The sequence below is a fragment of the Pseudomonas sp. S2_C03 genome, assembly GCF_054668405.1.
This window is the reverse complement of the sequence record NZ_CP162766.1, coordinates 3119177-3139955: the sequence shown is the minus strand read 5'-3', so window position 1 is coordinate 3139955 and position 20779 is coordinate 3119177. Positions and strand designations below refer to the sequence as shown.

Annotated in this window: 16 protein-coding genes and 1 pseudogene; 12 read left to right on the top strand and 5 right to left on the bottom strand. The window is 60.0% G+C overall.

The annotated features are described in order from the left end of the window. Positions 1-34 precede the first annotated feature (34 nt). A complete protein-coding gene (locus tag AB4N64_RS14310; protein ID WP_460126503.1) occupies positions 35-1381 on the bottom strand; it encodes a hypothetical protein in 1347 nt (448 codons plus the stop codon). A gap of 292 nt (positions 1382-1673) precedes the next feature. On the opposite strand from AB4N64_RS14310, the pseudogene AB4N64_RS14305 reads away from it, so the two are divergent. From AB4N64_RS14305 to AB4N64_RS14285, 5 genes and pseudogenes are all read left to right on the top strand, one after another. Beyond that, positions 1674-3121: pseudogene (locus tag AB4N64_RS14305) on the top strand (sensor histidine kinase). A gap of 187 nt (positions 3122-3308) precedes the next feature. Next, positions 3309-6110 carry a multicopper oxidase domain-containing protein gene (locus tag AB4N64_RS14300; RefSeq protein ID WP_460126501.1) on the top strand — a complete coding sequence of 934 codons (2802 nt, stop codon included), beginning with the start codon at positions 3309-3311 and terminating at the stop codon, positions 6108-6110. Then, positions 6107-7138, top strand: coding sequence for an SCO family protein (locus AB4N64_RS14295; protein ID WP_460126499.1), 1032 nt, complete (start codon positions 6107-6109; stop codon positions 7136-7138). The genes AB4N64_RS14300 and AB4N64_RS14295 overlap by 4 nt, the downstream gene beginning before the upstream one ends. Positions 7139-7240: 102 nt before the next feature. Continuing rightward, positions 7241-8731: a sensor histidine kinase gene (locus tag AB4N64_RS14290; RefSeq protein WP_460126497.1), complete on the top strand. Its 1491-nt coding sequence runs from the start codon at positions 7241-7243 to the stop codon at positions 8729-8731. Next, entirely contained in the window at positions 8700-10127 is a 1428-nt protein-coding gene (locus AB4N64_RS14285; protein ID WP_460126495.1) for a sigma-54-dependent transcriptional regulator, read from the top strand. The genes AB4N64_RS14290 and AB4N64_RS14285 overlap by 32 nt, the downstream gene beginning before the upstream one ends. Here AB4N64_RS14285 and AB4N64_RS14280 read toward each other — a convergent pair. Continuing rightward, complete coding sequence (locus tag AB4N64_RS14280; RefSeq protein ID WP_460126493.1) at positions 10118-10507, bottom strand: hypothetical protein; 390 nt, start codon at positions 10505-10507, stop codon at positions 10118-10120. The genes AB4N64_RS14285 and AB4N64_RS14280 overlap by 10 nt on opposite strands. A gap of 170 nt (positions 10508-10677) precedes the next feature. On the opposite strand from AB4N64_RS14280, the gene AB4N64_RS14275 reads away from it, so the two are divergent. Next, on the top strand, positions 10678-11529 hold the full coding sequence (locus tag AB4N64_RS14275; RefSeq protein WP_460126491.1) for a class I SAM-dependent methyltransferase: 852 nt from the start codon (positions 10678-10680) through the stop codon (positions 11527-11529). On the opposite strand, the gene AB4N64_RS14270 is transcribed toward AB4N64_RS14275, so the two are convergent. Next, positions 11514-11822 carry an addiction module antidote protein gene (locus tag AB4N64_RS14270; RefSeq protein WP_460126489.1) on the bottom strand — a complete coding sequence of 103 codons (309 nt, stop codon included), beginning with the start codon at positions 11820-11822 and terminating at the stop codon, positions 11514-11516. The two genes, AB4N64_RS14275 and AB4N64_RS14270, sit on opposite strands and share 16 nt — an antisense overlap. Positions 11823-12256: 434 nt before the next feature. Between AB4N64_RS14270 and AB4N64_RS14265 the strand changes: the two genes are divergently transcribed. From AB4N64_RS14265 to AB4N64_RS14240, 6 genes are all read left to right on the top strand, one after another. Next, positions 12257-12925, top strand: coding sequence for an ABC transporter ATP-binding protein (locus AB4N64_RS14265; RefSeq protein ID WP_460126487.1), 669 nt, complete (start codon positions 12257-12259; stop codon positions 12923-12925). 1 nt (position 12926) lies between these two features. Further along, on the top strand, positions 12927-15398 hold the full coding sequence (locus AB4N64_RS14260; protein ID WP_460126485.1) for an ABC transporter permease: 2472 nt from the start codon (positions 12927-12929) through the stop codon (positions 15396-15398). After that, a complete protein-coding gene (locus AB4N64_RS14255) occupies positions 15388-16458 on the top strand; it encodes a lipocalin-like domain-containing protein (protein WP_460126484.1) in 1071 nt (356 codons plus the stop codon). The genes AB4N64_RS14260 and AB4N64_RS14255 overlap by 11 nt, the downstream gene beginning before the upstream one ends. A gap of 61 nt (positions 16459-16519) precedes the next feature. Continuing rightward, on the top strand, positions 16520-16762 hold the full coding sequence (locus tag AB4N64_RS14250) for a hypothetical protein (RefSeq protein WP_460126482.1): 243 nt from the start codon (positions 16520-16522) through the stop codon (positions 16760-16762). 11 nt (positions 16763-16773) lie between these two features. Next, positions 16774-16944 (top strand): hypothetical protein, encoded by a 171-nt coding sequence (locus AB4N64_RS14245; RefSeq protein ID WP_460126481.1) that lies wholly within the window; start codon positions 16774-16776, stop codon positions 16942-16944. A gap of 640 nt (positions 16945-17584) precedes the next feature. Then, positions 17585-18262 carry a type 1 glutamine amidotransferase domain-containing protein gene (locus tag AB4N64_RS14240; protein WP_460126752.1) on the top strand — a complete coding sequence of 226 codons (678 nt, stop codon included), beginning with the start codon at positions 17585-17587 and terminating at the stop codon, positions 18260-18262. Positions 18263-18310: 48 nt separating this feature from the next. Here the strand turns inward: AB4N64_RS14240 and hglS are convergent, their stop codons facing one another. After that, complete coding sequence (gene hglS / locus AB4N64_RS14235) at positions 18311-19696, bottom strand: 2-oxoadipate dioxygenase/decarboxylase HglS (RefSeq protein WP_460126479.1); 1386 nt, start codon at positions 19694-19696, stop codon at positions 18311-18313. 110 nt (positions 19697-19806) lie between these two features. Then, positions 19807-20763: an alpha/beta fold hydrolase gene (locus AB4N64_RS14230; protein WP_460126477.1), complete on the bottom strand. Its 957-nt coding sequence runs from the start codon at positions 20761-20763 to the stop codon at positions 19807-19809. Positions 20764-20779 lie beyond the last annotated feature (16 nt).

The following is a 20779-nucleotide window of genomic DNA, read 5'->3' as shown; positions in this document are numbered from 1 at the left end:
ATGCCTCCTGATGCGGATCTGGGCATGAGTGCGTTCATTGCACGATGACCACGTCTTCGATATCGACGCCGCCATTGGCGGACGTCACTTGCACCTTGGCCGGTGGAATCGGCGTGATGTTGGTCGACAGGGTTTTCTCAGGACCGCTACCACTCAATGCACCGATGGCCACCCCGGTGCCGGAGGTGGCGGTCAACACCGGTGGCGAAGTTTCGTCGCTGCTGGAAGCAACGATGGTGAGCTGGCCGTTGCTGAGCTTGTATTCGGCTTGTGTGATCACCACCAGGTCGGTCAGCGTTGCGGACCGCGTGGTCGCTGTGCTGGTGGAAATGGCCAGGTGGTTGTCCGCCGTGACCGACAGGCTGGTTGGCAGCGTCGGGTTGGTGGCGGACTGGGCATACCAATGGCCGGTGGTGTCGGCCTCGGTCAGGTTGAGCACCGGCGTGTTGCTGTCCAGCTTCACGGTGGCTGGTGGCGGCGGGGCCAGCACGAACACATCCTGCTGAGCCACCGGGGCACTGCTGCCAGCCTTGCGTGAGTAAGTGCTGCGTTCGGTGATCAGCGGGGTCGGCCGGGCGACCGTCGACAACTTGCCGGATATGGCGAGGACCGTGGTGCGCAGGTCCAGGCCGTTGGGGCCTTCGATGCGAATGTAGTTGGTGTTGAAGGGGCTGCCGGTGAAGGTTTCTTCCAGGTTCGGATCGCCGACAAATTGCTCGACTGCCTGGGTTTCGGGATTGGTCTCGGTGTAAGGACCGTTGGTGCTGCGCAGGAATGGGCCGATATCACTTTTGAGCGCGCCGTCATAGGTTTTCGGCGAGCCGATACCGATGTCGCGGGTCATGTTGATCGCTTTGCGGCCAGCGACAGGCACGTCGAATATGTCGACGCCATAGGGGTGAGTGATCGTGTAGATACCCGGGGTGGGCACGTCGACGCGAATCCGGATACGGCCGAAGCTGATCTGGTCGCCTTCCTTGGGATCGCCGCCGGAGAAGGCGGCTTCCAGGGCGCTGACGTAGGTCAGGTCGATGCCGCGCGCAGCGTCGACGATGGAGCCGTCACCGGTGAACCAGAACGCTTCGTCGGGGAAGTTATCCGGAAATACCATCGGCTTGGTGTCGTCGAAAATCCCGGGGTTGGGACCCAGCAGGCACATGTAGGCAGGCGTGCCCGCCACGACAGGGGCCCTGGAACTGACAGCCTTGGTCAGGCACAGGTCGAGGGTACGACCGTGGGTGTCCTGATACCAGGCGGCAAAGTTGCCGGTGGGAAGCGTATAGGGACCTTGGTCCACAGCAAACAACGCGGCCTGGGCAGAGCCTTGGGCCAGTGCACTCACGATCATGGCGATCGCGGTTTTGGACAGTAAAGGGTGCATGAGTTTTCCCTCTATCGAAGACCTGCCCCCGGGGGTTGGGTCAGTTGAGGGGGCTTCGGCAACTTCCATACCAACAACGTGAAAGTGTCAGGAGAGGCCCGTGGTAGTCGGGTATTGGGGGTGAGAAGGCCTGACGCGTCCAAGCAGGGAACGGGCGATTTTCCCCAGGATTGGGGTAAGGATGGGGATGCTCGCTCCTACAGAAGATTGAGGGATGCCAATCCCCAGCACCGGGCAAAAATGTGGCCATGGGCTATAACCAAAAGGGGGAAGTGGTCAGGAAGCAGTGCCCATGAACATGCCAACACAAACCCTTCAGAATCAGGAGGGCGACGTCCTTCTGCGCTCGCGCAAGCAGCCATTCAATCTGTTGCGCTGGTTCTCGCTGATCAGCATGGCGGTGATCGGCACCGTGGCGATTGCGTTGGGCGCGGTCTCCACCAAGTTCGTGATTACCGAAAGTATTCAGCGCGATGCGTTGCTCACCTCGCAGTTCATCCAGGCGATTGCCTCGGCGGAGGTGCGCCACGTCTCGATCCCCCATGTGCGCACCATGGGCGACTTGCTCGACCCACGCCAGGATCGCAACTATCCTGAAATCGACCCCTTGGCCCGCGCCGATGCCCGGGGCGAATTCCTCGATCATGTCGCCCACTTGCCCGACGTGATCCTGGCCAACATCTACGCCCCCGATCGCATGGTGATCTGGTCGACCAACCCGGCGCTGATGGGCACCACCATCGAAGCCGATGAAGACCTGGACCATGCCTTCGAATTCAAGACACCGGTGTCCGCCAGTTACCACGATGTCGACAAGGCGCGCATGGAGCAGAAGTTCACTTCACCCCTGAATACATCTTCATCGAGAATTACATTCCACTGTTCGACGCCGAGGGCAAAACCGTCACGGCGATGGTCGAGATCTACAAGGAACCCAAGGACCTGATCGAACGCATGCAGCGCGGACTGGTGCTGATCTGGCTGGCGACAGCCCTGGGGGGCGGGCTGATTTACTTGGGGTTGTACTGGATCGTGCGACGCGCAGCGATGCAACTGGCGGCACAACAAAAGCAACTGATTACCAACGAAACCTTCGTGGCCCTGGGCGAGATGTCATCGGCGGTGGCCCATAGCTTGCGTAATCCCCTGGCGACCATCCGCTCGAGCGCCGAGCTGGCACTGGAGTTCGACAGCGGGCCGGCGCACAAGAACATCAATGACATCATTGGCCAGGTCGACCGCATGTCGAAATGGGTGCGCGAACTGCTGCAATCCCTGCGTCCTTTGCACGATGAACCGGAGCCCGTGAACCTGGTGGCCGTCTTGCAAGAAAGCCTCAAGGCGTTCGAGCAGCAGATCGCCAGGGCTTGCGTGAACGTGGTGTTCGAGCCGCAGCAAATGCCAATGGTGGTGAGCCAGCCGATGCAGTTGGCGCAGATCCTCAACAGCCTGATCGCCAATGCACTCGAAGCGATGGACAAGGGCGGGACGCTAACGGTTACCCTGGAATCGAGACATCCCCGCCGTGTGAAAGTCGCCCTTCGCGACACCGGTAAGGGTATGAGCGAGGAGCAGCGCAAAATGGCCTTCCGCCCGTTTTTCACCACCAAGCAGGGCGGGCTCGGCGTTGGGCTGGTGCTGGTCAAGCGGATCATGGAGCGCTGCGGCGGTTCGGTCAGATTGGAAAGCCGTGAAGGCGAGGGCACGTGTGTCCGTCTGTCGTTCAAGCGCTTTCCCTGAAAATGGGGATGAACTTTCCCCGGTAGCGGGTGTCATTCCCCACCCCGATCGGCACCGGTATGGCACATTGATGCTGATAAGCCATTGTTTCGCGGGGTGTTAACACTTTCGTATTAAGTTGTTACAAATTTGGCCGATTCCTTGCAAAACCACCAGTACCCCCTTCATGACTTCGAGGCGGCTGGTGATGAACACGAAAGCCCGTTATCCCTTCAAATGGCTCCTGACGCCTTTGAGCGTTGTCCTCACAATGACGCTGGGCACGGCGACGCTGCGCGCCAGCCCGATCGATGACGAGCGACAGCCAGAACCGACAGACCCTTCGGCGTACTACGACGAACCGGCCGACGAGCCCGCGGCTCTAAACGCCATCCTGACCATGCCGGAGGCCAACGAAGACTCCTTCGATCTGCCCGATGGCGTCAAAGGCAGCCGCGACACCACGCGCCAGGAAAACATCCTGCCGCCGACGGTGCAGACCAGTTTCAACTATCCCACCAACGGGAAGCCCAGCCCGTTGTTCGGCGCGTTGCCTTTCACTCAGCAACTGGCGCTGTTCGAGGAGTTCGGCCCGGAGAAACTCGACCCCACCACACCGTCGGCGCCCTTGCCATTCCCCGCAGCAGCCATCGGCCCGTTGCCGCAACAGGACCCTACCAGCGTTGCCCGCAGCGCACCGCCCAGCGCCGCTCTCGATGCCTTCATGCGCCAACCGGGGCTGACACCATTCCCCAGCCAGTTCTCCAATGTGGTGGATCGCAACCCGTGGCAGGCGCAGATCGAGTACTTCCTCAACCGCCGCATCGGCTCCTCGGCCGAAGGTCGTCCACCAGGAAAGGGCTGGTCGCATCAACGCTGGAACGAGTTCTACCCGCAAACAGCCTACAAGACCGTACAGACCGGGATCAGGACCAACACCGGCTGGCGTGACAGTCATCAGATGCATGGTTACGCCGTGGGGGAGTTCGGCCCTGGTGGCCTCTATCACAACGTCGCCGGCATCCCCGCCACGGACGGCACCGCCAAGGGTGTCGAAGCGCGGATTCACCCGAACATGCCGGTGCAAAATCACAACTCGGTGTGGACCTTCGACGGCACCTTGCCGCCCAAACTGTTGATGGTGCGCTATGGCCAACCGGTGCTGATGCGTCACTACAACGGCTTGCCCATCGACCCCTCGGCCAACATGGGCTTTGGCCTGCACACCATCAGCACTCATGAACACAACGGCCACGCCCCCGCGGAAAGCGACGGGTATGCCAACGCGTTCTTTTTTCCGGGCCAGTATTACGACTATCGCTGGCCGATCCAGCTGGCCGGTTACGACAGCATCAACACCAAGGCCGAAGACCCCCGCGCGGCGTTCCCCTGTGCGCCAGGTGAAACCCTGTGGACCAACGACCTGACCCCCAGCCTCAAGACCTGCGACCACGGCACCATCAAGATCCGTGGTGACTGGCGCGAGACCATGAGCACCCACTGGTTCCACGACCACATGCTCGATTTCACCGCGCAGAATGTCTACAAGGGCAACGCGGCGATGATGAACTACTACAGCGCCCTGGATCGTGGCAACGAATCGGTCAACGACGGTGTCAACCTGCGCCTGCCCAGCGGCAGCGCCTTGCCGTGGGGCAATCGCGACTACGACATCAATCTGCTGTTCGCCGACAAGGCGTGGGATCAGAGCGGCCAATTGTGGTTCAACCCGTTCAACACCGACGGGTTCCTCGGTGACGAGGTGCTGGTCAACTGGCAGTGGAAACCGACCCTGGATGTGCGCGCCCGCAGTTATCGGTTCCGCATCCTCAATGGTTCAGTGTCACGTTATTTCAAGCTGGCGCTGGTGCGTGAGATCAAGGGTAGCAGTGGCGAATTCCAGGGACCGAAAAACTCCGGTGTGTCCTACGCCCGCGTGCCGTTCCACATGATTGCCAACGACGGCAACATCATGGAGCACGCCGTCCCGTTCGATGGCAGCATGGATCTGGACGCCGACGGCGATAAGCAGAATCACAACGCGATCCTGCCGACACAAGGTATCGCCGAGCGCTTTGACATCATCGTCAACTTCGCGAAAAACGGTATCAAGCCTGGAGACAAACTGTTCTTCGTCAACCTGCAAGCCCACGACGATGGCAAGGGTCCCAAAGACGTGATCCCGCTGGCCGACCTGCTCTCCGAGAAATATCTGGCGGTGATCAAGCAAACCAGCAAGGGACCGCAGTGGGACAGGGGGGACCCGGCCGTCGGCAAGGTGCTGCAACTCAACGTCAAGGCCTACACCGGTCAGGACCTGGCCATGGACCCGGCGGCCTATGAACCGGCCAAGCCCGGCAAGGCCGAAGGCCTGGTGATGATTCCGCTGAAAATCCATCGCGACAACGTCGCCGACAAGCAATTGCTGGCCAACGCACGCCACCGTACCTTCACCTTCGGCCGCTCCGACGGCACCGATGAAGCACCATGGACAGTCAAGACCGATGGCGGGTTCGGCTTTCACATGGACCCTCGTCGGCTGAACACCGCCACCAAGCTGGCCAGCGGTCCGACCGATGCAGGCGTTGCGGGTTTCGGCACCCTTGAGGTCTGGAACATCAAGGCCGGCGGGACAGGCTGGAGCCACCCGGTGCATGTGCATTTCGAGGAGGGCATCATCCTCAGCCGTGGCGGCAAGGCTCCACCGGAATGGGAAAAATGGGCGCGCAAGGACGTGTACCGCATTGGCTCGGAAAAAGACGGCCTGGACAGCGTCGAGATGGCGATCAATTTCCGCGAATTCGCCGGGACCTACATGGAGCATTGTCACAACACCCAGCATGAGGACAACTCGATGCTGCTGCGCTGGGACATTGAGAAGCCGGGGCAATTCCAGTTGATGCCAACACCGCTGCCGAGCTGGGATGGCGTGCGCTACGTCAACTCCGCTGCGCTGCCAACCTTCCGCAATGGCGATGGCTTCGGCCCGCAAGTACAGGTGAAAAAATGAACCGGGCCGGCGCCGACAGCGCGCTGCCGACGCCGCGCGCCCGCGCCCTGGGCATGCACCTGATTCTGGTGCTGGTCACCTGCCTGCTCGCCGCCAGGGCGTTGGTCGCCCATGACGGCGTGCTGGCGCCGCCGGAATCGACGACCCCCTGGGGCGGCAACTACTTTCCCAACACCCTGCTGACCGACCAGGACGGTCGGCAGGTGCGTTTTTTCGATGACCTGATCAAAGACAAAGTGGTGGTGATCAATTTCATCTTCACCTCATGCAGTGATTCATGTCCGCTGGAGACGGCGCGCTTGCGCCAGGTGCAAAAGTTGCTGGGGGATCGAGTGGGCAAGGACATCTTCTTCTACTCGATCAGCATCGACCCGTTGAGCGATACCCCCGAGGTGCTCAAGGCCTATGCGCAACGCTTCAAGGTCGGGCCGGGCTGGCAGTTCCTCACCGGCGAGTTCGAGGCCGTCACCGACTTGCGCAAAAAACTGGGGTTGTTTATCGAGGGCGTCGACAACGGTCGCAACAAGGACCACAACCTGAGCCTGATTGTCGGCAACCAGCAAACCGGGCGCTGGATGAAGGCCTCGCCGTTTGAGAATCCGTGGATTCTCGCCGATCAACTGGCCAACACCTTGCAAAACTGGAAGCAGGCCAGCTCGGAAGAGAGTTACGTCAATGCTCCGGAAATCCGCGCGCCAAGCAACGGTGAAGAATTGTTTCGTACGCGTTGTGCGTCGTGCCACAGCCTCGGCCCGCAGGACGGACAAGGCATCGGTATGCGCAACATCGGCCCGGACCTGGTCGGCGTGACCCGTCAGCGTGAGCTGGCCTGGCTCAACCGCTGGATACGTGAACCGGACCGCATGCTCGCCGACAAGGACCCGATCGCCACGCAGCTTTTCGAACGGTTCGACCGGGTCCCGATGCCCAACCTGCGCCTGGATGAACAGTCGGCGCAGTCCATTATCGAGTTCCTGCAGGAGGAAACCGAGCGCCAGCAACCGTTGCAGGCGGCTCAGGTGCAATAGCGGCGAAATACAATCATAGAGGCCGTCGGTTTCGATCAATGCCACCTACACTGATCCGAAGCACCACGGGAAATGCCTTACGTCTCGGTCAGGATTCCTTTCATGCAGATACTCGAACAACCACAAGTACCTGCGTTGCCGCCAGCCGAAAAAGGCATTGGCTTACGGGAGCAATTCAACCTTTTGCGCTGGTTTTCCCTGGGGAGCTTCCTGATCATCGCCGGTGTGGCGCTGGCGCTGGGCTACATTTCCACGCGCTTTGTGGTGGAGGAGAGCATCGAGCGTGATTCCATGCTGACGGCGCAATTCGTCCAGGCCATTGGTGCGGCGGAGATCCGGCATGCGTCGATTTCCCCCACTCGAACCATTGGTGAAATGCTCGACCCGCGCCAGGACGACGACGATCCGGACCTCACCGCCCAGGCCCGCGCTTCTTCGCGTGCCGAATTCCTCGATCACGTCGAGCACCTGCCAGACCTGCTGCTGGCTACGGTCTATGCCCTTGACCGCACGGTGGTCTGGTCAACCAACCCAGAGCTGATCGGAGAGCGGATCGAGGACGACGAGGAGCTCGATGAATCCTTCGAAATGAGGGAGCTGGTGTCCACCAGTTACCACGAGATTGATGAAGAGCGCCCCGAGCAACGCCTGCTGCGGGAGCCTGAATACCTGTTCATCGAGAACTACATCCCGATGTTCAATGCCGACAGGAGCAAAGTGATCGCCATGGTGGAAATCTACAAGGAACCGGCCGACCTGGTGGCGAGCATCCAGCGCGGCTTCAAGACGATCTGGTTCGCCACCTTGCTCGGCGGCGCCGCCATTTATCTGGGACTGTTCTGGATTGTCTGGCGCGCGGCCAAGCTGCTGGAGAGTCAGCAGAAGCAGTTGATCAGCAACGAAACCTTCGTCGCTTTGGGTGAAATGTCATCAGCCGTGGCCCATAGCCTGCGCAACCCTCTGGCCAACATCCGCTCCAGTGCCGAACTGGCCCAGGAAATCGCCAGTCACGGGGCGCAGAAAAACATTGGCGACATCATCAATCAGGTCGATCGCATGTCGCGCTGGGTGCGTGAGCTGCTGGTGTCGTTGCGACCGGTGAAGGACGATGAGGAAAAGGTGGACCTGGTGGCCGCGATTGACGACACCCTGAGTGCCTTCGAACCCTTGATCCGGCGCTGCGGCGTGGAAGTGCGCTTCACACCGATGGCCTGCACACCGGTCGTCAGCCAACAGGTGCTGCTGACGCAAATACTCAATAGCCTGTTCGCCAACGCCCTGGAGGCCATGCCCAAGGGCGGCGTGCTGAGCATCGACATCGAATCGCAACACCCTGGCCATTTGCGCATGACCCTGAGCGACACCGGCAAGGGCATGAGTCGTCAGCAGCAACAAATGGTCTTCAAGCCGTTTTTTACCACCAAACAAGGTGGCCTGGGCGTCGGTCTGGCCCTGGTTAAAAGAATAATGGAGCGTTTTGAAGGTTCGGTCGAACTGACCAGCCAAGAGCAGGAAGGAACCCGCGTCAGTCTTCATTTTAAAGTGGCAACGGGAGAGGATCATGGAGCACAGCATTCTACTGGTCGAGGATGACGAACTCCTCGCGGAGAATATACAGACGTACCTCGAGCGTAAGGATTTCGAGGTGACGGTTTGCCACTCGGCTGAAGAGGCGCTGGAAAAAATGCACACGTTTGCCCCGGACGTGGTGCTCACCGACAATTCGCTGCCGGGCATGAGCGGTCACGATCTGATCCAGAAGCTGCGCGTGCGTGCGCCGGACCTCAAAGTGATCATGATGACCGGCTACGGCAACGTCGAAGATGCCGTGGTGGCGATGAAAGAGGGCGCCTTCCACTACGTCACCAAACCGGTGGCGCTGCCCGAACTGAAGTTGATGCTGGACAAGGCCCTCGCCACCGAGCGGATGGAGCGCACGTTGTCGTTCTACCAGGAGCGCGAAGCACAGAAGTCGGGGGTGCAGGCGTTGATCGGCGAATCGGCACCCATGCAGCACCTGAAAAACACCATCGGTCAGTTGCTCGACGCCGAGCGCCGTATGACCAGCGGTGATTTACCTCCCGTGCTCGTTGAAGGCGAGACCGGCACAGGCAAGGAACTGGTGGCCCGCGCCCTGCATTTCGACGGGCCGCGCAGCAAGGGGCCCTTCATTGAGTTCAACTGCGCATCGATCCCCTCCAATTTGCTCGAGTCCGAGCTGTTCGGTCATGAGAAGGGCGCGTTCACCGACGCCAAGGACCGTCGCACCGGGTTGGTGGAGGCCGCCGATGGCGGCACGTTGTTTCTCGATGAAGTGGGGGAAATGGACCTGCTGTTGCAAGCCAAGCTGCTCAAGCTGCTGGAGGACCGTACCATTCGCCGGGTGGGCTCGGTCAAGGAGCGCAAGGTCGACTTGCGGGTCATCAGCGCGACCAACTGCAACCTCGAGCAGATGGTCCAGCAGGGCAAATTCCGCCGCGACCTGTTCTTCCGTTTACGTATCATCTCGATCAAGGTGCCGCGCCTGTATGACCGTGGCGAAGACATCCTGTTGCTGGCCCGGCATTTCCTCGCCATGCACGGCAAACGCTATGGTAAACCCAACCTGCATTTCAGTGATCAGGCCGAAGAGCTGATGCTCAACTACAGCTGGCCAGGCAATGTGCGCGAACTGCGCAACATGCTCGAGCAAACCGTATTGCTCGCCCCGAACGACACCATTGCCGCGCACCAGTTGAACGTGTGCCTGAGCCTGGTGGATGAGCCGCTGGTGATGCCGGAAATGCCTCACAGCGAGCCGCGCCCGATGTACAACGGCAGCGAGTCGATGAACCTGCCGGAAGTGGAACGCGACATGGTGCGCAAGATGCTCGACAAGACCGACTGGAACGTCACCAAATCGGCCCGCCTGTTGGGCTTGAGTCGTGACATGCTGCGTTACCGGATCGAAAAACTCGGCCTCGCACGCCCCGACAAGCGTCAGTGGTAAACCGCCGTCGCCTTCTGGCTGAGGCAGGCCAGGAGGCAGGTGGGATCGATGACTTCCTGGTTGACGTACACCCCGCGCTCGGCGTCATAGGTGCGAATGAACACGCGGACGGTGGCGTCCGCAATCGTCGGCAGGCGTGAGTCGGAAAACTCATGCTGACTGGAGATCGGGATGAAGTCCTGCGGCGCCGTCGGGATGTACGACCCTGGTGGCACCGTGCTCAGACTGGGCGGTGCAGGGTGGGCAAACGGCTGATCATCGCCGTAGTAATTGAACTCGCTGCTGTATTCGGACGTCGGCGTCAGGCTGTTGTCCGCGTGGGCGTTGAGGGTGACGGTGAGACAAAAGGCGAGCGCCAGCGTCAGTTCGGTGTATTTCATGGCTGCACCTGCGAATTCGGTTTTCCCGCATTTCCCCAAGGCCATTTACTATAGCTGCCGAGCGGGGGTGTTGCCGCTTTACAAGAATCCAACAAACAGCCAATGGGCTTATCGAAGGTGCTGATCTAGACTCGGGTCCGGCAAATAACTGCCGAAGTCTGGAGCGCGCAATGGAAATGCCGTCAAACCAATCCGTCATCGCCAGCAACCGCGATGCCTGGAACGATTCCGCCCGACACCACAAGGACAATCCTGAATGGCTGGCACTGTTGACGCAGGTGGCCGAGACTGATTTTTCCTGCCTCGATGACACCTTGCGCAATGTGCTGGAGCAGGTCGGAGTCGACGGCAAGGCCGTGGTGCAATTGGGCTGTAACAATGGTCGCGAAAGCCTTTCGCTCTTTGCGTTGGGTGCCCGCCATGTGGTGGGCGTTGACCAGTCCGCTGCGTTTCTCGATCAGGCCCGCGAGTTGGCCTCCCGCTCACCCCATGCACCGACGTTCATCGAAGCAGATATCCACCACCTGCCGGAAGAACTGCACGAGCGTTTCGACGTGGCCCTGATCACCATCGGCGTATTGAACTGGATGCCGGACATCGGCGAGTTCTTCCAACACGTCGCACGTACCCTTAAACCCGGTGGGGCACTGGTGGTGTACGAAACTCATCCGTTCCTGGAAATGTTCAACCCCGAGGCCGACGATCCTTATCGCCCGGATTCCTCGTACTTTCGCCGCGAACCGTTCATGCAGGATCAGCCGATCGTCTACGAAGGCAAGGTCGAACAAGCGGCGGCGACGTCCTACTGGTTTGTTCACACCCTGGGCGATATCTTCACCGGCGCCATCGAGGCGGGCTTGCAGATCAGCCATTTCAAGGAATATCCGCATTCCAATCGCGAAGAGCTGTATGACCGTTATCAGCAACAGGCTGCACAGCTACCGATGTGTTTTAGCTGGGTGGCGTGCAGGAGTGAGCATGGGGCGAGCACGGGGCGAGCGCAACTTCAGATCACTGAGTGATTTTCCAGGTGGCCTGGTTGTGCGCGCAAATCGATTCCAAGGGCATGGATGACCTTCAATACCGTGTCAAAACGAGGTTTGGCACCCGGTGCGAAAGCTTTGGTCAGGCTCTCGCTCTCCATGCCCGAATCCTTGGCAATCTGTGACATGCCCCGAGCCCTTACAACGTAGCCGATGGCCCTTAGAAACTCCTCGTTATCGCCGTCTGCCAGTACTTGGGACAAGTACTCGCTCATGGCTTCGTCGCTGTCGAGCAGCGCGACCATATTGAATGCAGTCGAAGTTTGGCTCATGGTTGGATCTCCCTTGCCAATTTTCTTGCCCGCTGGATGTCAGCGGCTTGCGATGACTTGTCACCCGCGGCAACGTTATCGCGCAAGGTGAAGTAGACCCGATAGCCGTGCCATGTCGCGAAAGTAGTGGTTTGCCGAACGATATAATCCATCCATCGACTGTATCCATCTGGATAGGTCTGAGCAGTCGGGCCGTTCGCTGACCTAGCGTGTGATTTTCCTGAAACTGTGTAGGGCTATCAGTTGTCCACAGGGCAATCGCTGCAGTGGATCGCGCGATCTGGTAAATCCTCTTACGCCGGACCCTACAAGGGCGAGATTGTCTACCTAAGGCATTCCGGCAATAGGCAAAAACACGGTTAACCACCCAAAATACGCTCACCCAGCCTTCATCCCCGTTACTCTGTCTCCATACTTTTTGCAGGTTTACTTCCATGCTCCAGGTCCAGGGCGTCTTCAAAAGCTATGCCACCGCACAAGGTCCGCTTCCGGTGTTGCAGGGGGTCGACCTGACGCTCACGTCTGGCAGCAGCCTCGCGTTGATGGGGGAGTCGGGGAGCGGCAAGAGCACCTTGCTGCACCTGATCGCCGGCCTCGACAAGGTCGATAGCGGCAGTATCCGCAGCGGCGAGTATCGGCTCGAGGAGATGAGCGAAGCGCATCTGGCCAACTGGCGGCGTACGGAAATCGGCCTGGTGTTTCAACAGTTCAACCTGATCGGCAGTTTGCGTGTAGAGGACAACCTGGCATTTCAGGCTCGCCTGGCGGGGCGTTTTGATGAGCGCTGGCAGGCGCACCTGGTCCAGCGATTGGGCTTGGCTGATGTATTGCGTCGTTATCCGGAGCAGCTGTCCGGCGGTCAACAGCAACGGGTGGCGTTAGGGCGTGCACTGGCCGCGCAACCTCGGTTGCTGTTGGCGGACGAACCCACCGGCAGCCTGGATGAAGCCACCAGCGATGAAGTGTTGAAGCTGTTGCTGGAATTGCTCGACGACAGCCCAACGACCTTGTTGATGGTCACCCATAGCCCGAGCGTGGCCGCGCGACTGGCGCAAAAGGTGGTGTTGCACCGCGGACGCCTGGTCGGCGCGGACGAGCGCTGAGGTGGGGATTTTTCGCCAGACATTACGGGCGTTGCTCAGCCATTGGCAACGCCATCCGGTGCAGTTGTGCAGTGTGCTGACCGGGCTTTGGCTAGCCACTGGCTTGCTGACTGGCGTGCAGGCGCTGAACAGCCAGGCGCGTGACAGTTACAGCCGGGCCAGCCAAATGATCGGCGGCGAACCCCAGGCCAGCCTGAGTGCGCCCGGTGGCGCGACGTTTTCCCAGGCCCTCTTTGTCGAGCTACGACGGATGGGGTGGCCGGTGTCCCCGGTTTTGCAGGGGCGGGTGACGCTCAAGGGCCATGAAGATCAACGCCTGCAACTGATGGGTATCGAGCCAGTGTCGTTGCCGGCCGGCTCTGCGGTAGCCGGGCAAACCCTGGCGATCGAGCGGATTGTCGAATTTTTCAGTGCACCGGGCGCCACCTGGATTTCGCCGCATACCTTGCAGGCATTGGGTTTGCGCGAAGGTGAGCAACCCGCCAGCGTCAGTGGTGCGCCTCTGCCGCCGCTGCAAGTACAGAGCGACATGGCGCCTGGGATGTTGCTGGTGGACATCGGCTATGCCCAACAGATTCTCGGACTGCCGGATCAACTGTCACGATTGTTGTTGCCCAAGGATTTCACCGCCACCTTGCCGGATCAGTTCAAGGGGCAGTTACAGTTCAAGCGCAGTGGCGAGGAGAACAACCTCGCACGCCTGACCGAAAGCTTTCACCTGAACCTCGATGCCTTGGGCTTTCTCTCCTTTGTCGTCGGACTGTTCATTGTTCATGCCGCCATCGGACTGGCACTGGAGCAGCGCCGAGGACTGCTCAGGACCTTGCGCGCCTGCGGTGTCAGCGCACGTCGGCTGATCATTTGCCTGGCGTTCGAACTGGGCATTCTGGCGGTGATCGGCGGGATCGCCGGTGTGGTGACCGGCTACCTGCTGGCCAGTATCCTGTTACCCGACGTCGCAGCCAGCCTGCGCGGACTGTATGGCGCCGAGGTGCCCGGTCAGTTGAGTCTTAGCCCGTGGTGGTGGCTCAGCGGAGTTGGCCTGAGCCTTTTCGGCGCTTTGCTGGCCGGCGCCAACAGTCTGTTGCGCGCGGCGCGCCTGCCCTTGCTGGCATTGGCTGATCCCCAGGCCTGGCATCAGGCCCATGCCCGGTGGTTGCGCCGCCAGGGTGTGGTAGCGGCACTTGCCGGGGTGATTGCAGTGCTCGCATGGGGTTTTGGCGACAGCCTTGCCAGTGGTTTCGTGCTGTTGGCGGCCTTGCTGATCGGCGCCGCGCTGGCGCTGCCGGTCGTGCTCAACACGCTGCTGAACCTATTGTTGCAGCGCCGCCGTTCCGTGCTCGGTCAGTGGTTTCTCGCCGATTGTCGCCAGCAATTGCCGGCCCTCAGCCTGGCGTTGATGGCGCTGCTGTTGGCACTGGCGGCGAACATCGGCGCAGGCAGCATGACTGCCGGTTTCCGTCAGACCTTTGGCGACTGGCTGGAACAACGATTGACCGCTGAGTTGTACGTGAACCCGCAAAACCCGGCACAAGCCACTGACATGTATGCCTGGCTCAAGCAGCAGCCAACGCTCACGGCGGTATTGCCCAACTGGCAGGTGTCGATCCAGTTGCAAGGCTGGCCGGCGGATGTGTTCGGCGTGATCGACCACCCCACCTATCGCCAGCACTGGCCGTTGCTCGAAGCGACGGGCGATGACGCCTGGGAACAGCTGGCCAGGAGCGACGCGCTGATGCTCAGCGAACAACTGGCCCGACGGTTGAACGTACGGCTGGGCGATCACCTCACGCTGCCCACGCCGACTGGCTCGTGGTCGCCGCGTATTGTCGGGATCTATGCGGACTACGGCAACCCGAAGGGGCATGTTCTGGTCAACGCCGACCACTTGCTGCGCGGCTGGCCGCAACTGACGCCGAGTCGCTTCAACCTGCGCATCGAGCCCGTACGGATCCCGGGGTTTCTGAACAGCCTGCAGACCCGTTTCGCCCTGGATGACAGCCGCATCGTCGAACAGGTGCGGCTCAAGGACTGGTCCACCCAGGTGTTTGAACGCACCTTCGCCGCCACCGCAGCCCTGAACAGCCTGACCCTCGGCGTCGCCGGCGTGGCGCTGTTCATCAGCCTGCTGACCCAGAGTCAGAGCCGTCTTGGACAACTCGCGCCGTTGTGGGCGCTGGGGGTAACACGTCGACAGTTGATGTTGCTCAATCTCGGGCAGACCTGGCTCCTGTCCGTACTGACGCTGGTGCTGGCGCTGCCGCTGGGTATCGCGCTGGCGTGGTGCCTGGACACGGTCATCAACGTGCAGGCCTTCGGCTGGCGACTGCCATTGCGCGTTTTCCCGCTGCAACTGGCGCAGTTGATGGGGTTGGCGCTGCTCGCCACCTTGCTGGCGTCGGCTTGGCCGCTTTACTCGCTTTACCGCACACAACCGGCGGACCTGCTGAGGACGTTTGCCCATGAGGATTAAACGCGCGGCCTTGTGGTTGCTGGTGCTGCTGGTCAGCGGTTGCGACAACCCGTCGCCGGATGAAAAAGGTTTCGCCGGTCTCGGCGGCGAGGCGGCTGCCTTCACAGCAGTAGTGCCCGGTCGGGCGTTCAGCTTTCCAGCGGATCACGGTCCCCATGATGGTTTTCGCATCGAGTGGTGGTACGTCACTGCGAACCTCAAGGACGATCAAGGTCAGGAATTCGGCGTGCAATGGACACTGTTTCGCAGCGCGCTGAAGGCCGCGCCCGAAGTGCCGGGTTGGGGTAACCAGACGATCTGGCTGGGGCACGCAGCGGTGACTTCGGCAACGGCGCACCACGCCGCCGAACGTTATGCCCGCGGCGGCGTGGGCCAGGCCGGGGTGAGCATCCAACCATTCAATGCCTGGATAGATGATTGGCGTTTCAGCAGCCAGGATCCCGTTGCGCTGGATGATCTGCAACTGAGTGCCCGGGACAAGGGATTCGACTACACCCTGCAACTCACGGCTACTCACGCGCCAGTCTTGCAGGGCGACAAGGGCTTCAGTCAAAAGTCCGAACAGGGCCAGGCGTCGTACTACTACAGTCAGCCTTTTTTTCAGGCCCGAGGCACCCTGCAAATCGACGGCAAGACTTATCAGGTCAGCGGTCCTGCGTGGTTGGATCGCGAGTGGAGCAGCCAACCACTGACGGCCAACCAGAGCGGTTGGGATTGGTTTTCCCTGCACCTGGAGAGCGGCGAGCAGGTGATGCTCTACCGGATGCGCCAGCACAATGGCGAGCCATACCTCACCGGTACCTGGATCGACGCACAGGGGCACACGCAGTCGTTGCACGCCGCTGACATCAGCCTCGCACCGCTGGAAGTCAAAAAGGTCGCCGGGCGCTCAATGCCTGTGCGTTGGTCAATCCGGATTCCCGGCAAGCAACTCGACATCACCACGACGGCGCTCAACCCCGACGCGTGGATGGATCTTCGAATTCCCTACTGGGAAGGTCCCGTACGCCTGGGCGGTAGCCATACAGGGCAGGGTTACCTGGAGATGACCGGTTATTGAGGTGGAACTCTCGGTGGCGTTACACCCTCCTAATTGAACCCGCCACTTCATCGGAGCCGTCATGAGCGACGACCTCAAGTTGCCCGATCTGGATGCATGGCAGCGCCTGTTCGATGACCAGGCCTACTGGCAACAATCCCCGGATGCCCATTACACCGAGCTGCTGCGCTTGGCGGATGATCTGTTGGGTCAAGGCGCCATTGACCTCGAACAGTGGCAGACCCTGAGGAGCAGGGCCGAGGACTCCCACAAGGACTCACCTGGCGTGAACGTCAGTCAGGAAGTCGATGACCCCGAAGCCTGAGGAGAATATCCATGAACGATCGATCTGACACCTTCAAGCACCCCGACGAACCGCGTCCGCCCGGTGAGGTCGAGCGCGACAATGATGCCCTGCGCCCTACCGATCCGACCCGACGCAAGGAAAGCGGCAAGGGGACCGCCAGTGGTGAATCCACTGCGCAGGAAACCGCCAATAATCGTTGACCGCGGAATTCAAAAGTCGAGTGTTGGCTCTATAATTCTTATTTATTTTTGTACATCTTTCGTACAAGGCTAAGTCGGATTATGGTCGCACTGGTGAGTTTAAGAAGTGTATGTAAATCAATTTTTTGATGACATTTAATTAATGCTCGATAAATTTGATGTTATTGGCGCGCACATCGCTATCAAGTTCCATTAGACTACACGCCGTTCGCCCAGTGGCGGGGCTCTTTACCGGTGCATGGATTGCCAAGGCCATTACACTGGGCGAACACCTCCAATGACTGTCTCTGACGAGAGTACGTCTCGCTGATGGCGCATGTCCGCAATTGACAACCATATTGCGCAATATGTTGCGCAATATGTATTGAACACCTCCTTCGTAAATTCGATCATTTGCTCTATTTTTGCGAAGTTACATTCTGTTTCTTATTACTGTTTCAGTGCCAATAATTGAGTGCTGTGGACTATTTATGCGGCTCCCGCCAGTCATGAGAACCTGAAGTGTTGCCAATCAAAAGTTCCCCAAAGATCTTGCGATAATTGAATTGCAGTGCTTCCAAGTGCGAGCCACTGCAACGAACTGCGCTGCCTGGTGGTCGAATCCAGCGGCAAACACATTCCCGAATTCAAGGAGCGCGACATGAAAATCCTGATGGTTTTGACGTCTCACGATCAATTGGGTGACACGGGTAAGAAAACCGGTTTCTGGCTGGAGGAGTTCGCCGCACCGTATTTTGCCTTCAAGGATGCCGGTGCACAGTTGACGCTGGTATCGCCCAAGGGGGGGCAACCGCCGCTGGACCCCAAAAGCGACGAGCCCGACGCACAGACCGCTGCCACAGACCGTTTCCGCAAGGACTCCGCCGCCCAGACCGCGTTGGCCTCCACCGCGCTGCTGAGCAGCGTGCGGGCGGAGGATTATGATGCGGTGTTCTATCCAGGTGGCCATGGCCCGCTGTGGGATCTGGCCGAAGACAAGATTTCGATCGCGCTGATCGAAACCTTGTACAAGGCCGGTAAACCGGTGGCGATGGTCTGCCACGCGCCGGGCGTATTACGTCATGTGAAGGGCGCAGACGGCCAGCCGTTGGTCAAGGGCAAGCGGGTGACGGGGTTCACCAACTCCGAAGAAGAAGCGGTGCAACTGACCCATGTGGTGCCGTTTCTGGTGGAAGACATGCTCAAGGAGAAAGGTGGGAATTACTCCAAGGCTGAGGACTGGGCGAGTTATGTGGTCGAAGATGGGTGGTTGCTCACCGGGCAGAATCCGGCGTCATCCGAGGCCACGGCGCAGGCGTTGCTGGCAAAACTGAAATAAACCCGAACCTGAAGGGGCGAGCACGCTCGCTCCTCCAGGGGGGACGCGTCAGGGTTTCATGTTCAGGGTGGCAAAACACTCTTCGATCGATCGTCGCTGCGTCTCGGCATACAGCTGCAGCTCATCGAGGGTTGCCCGACCCAGCGCCCGTTCGAAGGCTTGCTGGTTGGAGTGTTGGTCATAGTGGACTTGCGCCGCATCCCCCAGGTTCGACTGGAAGATACCTGCCGCACTCACAGGCAGGAAGTCTTCGTATACCAGCGGTTCCGCCCTGACGTAATCATTGCTCAGCAACGCTTGCAACGACAGCGGTTGGCGCTCCCCTGATGCCAGGCCTTTGTCCGTGACCACATAACGGAAGTACGCCAGTTCCTGCTGGCGCATGTCATCCAGGGTGTCAGGGAATTCGCCAAAGTGTTGCGTCATCAGCGCGTTGTAGCGTGCTGCATTGCCTTCGTTGGGGAAGTCATTGAGTTCATCGCGGGCAGCGTTGAGCAAGCGGTCGTAAAGCGCCCGACCTTTCGGGGTGAGGGCGGCGCCACGCTGTTCGATTTCGCCGAAACGGGCACTGTGGCTGCCGTGGCTGTCGGGTTGGTCAGTGAATGACACGGGTTCATCCAGCGCCTTGAAGCTGGTCTGGCGCAGCAGGATAGGGCATTGGCGGCGGGGTGGGCCTTCGATCACCGCCTTGGGCGTGATGCCATGCGCCGGCATCTGTGCCTGAACGATGTCGATGTCCAGCGTGCGGGGCGTCAGGTGGTTGATGTGCGGGCCCTTGAACGCCACCACGTCGGCAATCAGGCGATGCTGGGCGCTGAGTTGGCGATACTGTTCGGCGGTCACGGTGGCGCTGTGGTGCCAACGGAAGGTTTCCAGTGCCTGTTGGACAAACGCCTCGGCCTCCGGCTCGGTCAGGCCGCCCTGGGACTGTGCGCGGTCGATCAGGGTGAGCGCCATCGGTGTGAAAATCGAGCGTTTATCCAGCACCGACTGGGCAAAGCTGCGCAGGTCCGGATTCTCGATCAACTCCAGGCGCAGGAGCGAGGTAAACACCCGGAACGGGCTGACCTGCAACGCGTCTTCGTGCACGGCGCGAAATGCTGTGGAATGCACCGGCACGCCGGCCGGGGTGAGGTCGTAATAACCAACGGGTTGCATACCCATGACCGCGAACAAACGGGCGAGGGTGGCCAGCTCCGCCGCTGTGCCGACGCGGATGGCGCCATGGCGCTCCATGTCCAGGCGCTGGATTTCGCCGGTGCTGTCCAATTGCCGGGCAATCTGCGGATCGCTGTCCAGCACATGACGGTTGGTCTTTTCCACCAGCTCCATGAGCGCACCGTAAAGCGGGACTTCTTTGCGGTACATGTCGGACATCGCTTTGGAGAAGCGTTGGCGGATCAGGTCAGGGCTGACAAAGTTTGGGTGGCTCATGCACAAATTCCAGGCGCGGTGACGGGAAGGTTGTGAGCAAAGATCGCAGCCTTGCACGACACCGGCAAACGAAGAATCTTATGGACTTCATTCTGCAAAGGACTGATTAGCTAGTGCATGCGCTGATCCTGCGGGCTCTCCTGGCGCTGGGATGCCAAAAACTCCCGATACAACCGGGCTGAACCTGCCGGTGCCTCAACCATCGGCATATGCCCGATGCCTTCCCAGATTTCCACCCGCAGGTCCTCGATGCCTTTGCTCCAGATGGCGACGCTGCTGACGTCGATCAGACGATCCTTGCGGCCCCACAGCAACAGCGCCGGGCACTTGATCTGGGCCAGCTTCGGCTCCATGGGGGGGCTGGCGCGGAAATCCCGGAAGATTTCTTCCAGCTCGTCCCGAGACTGTTCGTATCTTTGTGCAATGGCGTCCAGCACCACGCCGGGCACCCACGGCGGTTCTGCCATGGTCATGGCGTAAAAGTACCGAAATTCTTCCCGGGAGTTGATCAGGAACGGATTGTGGCCCTTGGCCAAATGGCGCTCCAGATCGCTGGCTTCAGGTGCCGTCACGCCCGCCGGGTCGATCAGGGCGACCGAGGCTATACGCTCCGGATAGGTCGCCGCGAGCCAGGCCGCCATGTAGCCACCCATCGAGTTACCGATGACGTGCACCTTTTCGACGCCGCAGACGTCGAGCAGCTGGATCATCCGTTTCGCCTGCAATGGAATGTCATAACCGCCGCCTTCCTTGAATCCGGTTTCCCCGTGCCCGGCGATATCCGGAATGATCACGCGGTAACTGCCGACGAAATGCCGAGCGAAGCGCAACCAGATGTTCTTGTCGGCGCTGTAGCCATGCAACATCAGCACACTGCTCGAGGCTTCATAGGGGCCACCCTGCCAAGTCGAAACAGTCATTTCTGCGATCGGCACGACAATCTTGTGCAGCCGATACAATTTCGCTTCGGCCGCCATGTTCAGGTCATAGAGCCAGTAACCGATGGCTGGGTAGCTCAACCAGCTCCAGGCGATGAAAACCGCAATGACGACAACCAACAAAAGCATCAGGCGTCTCCCTTCT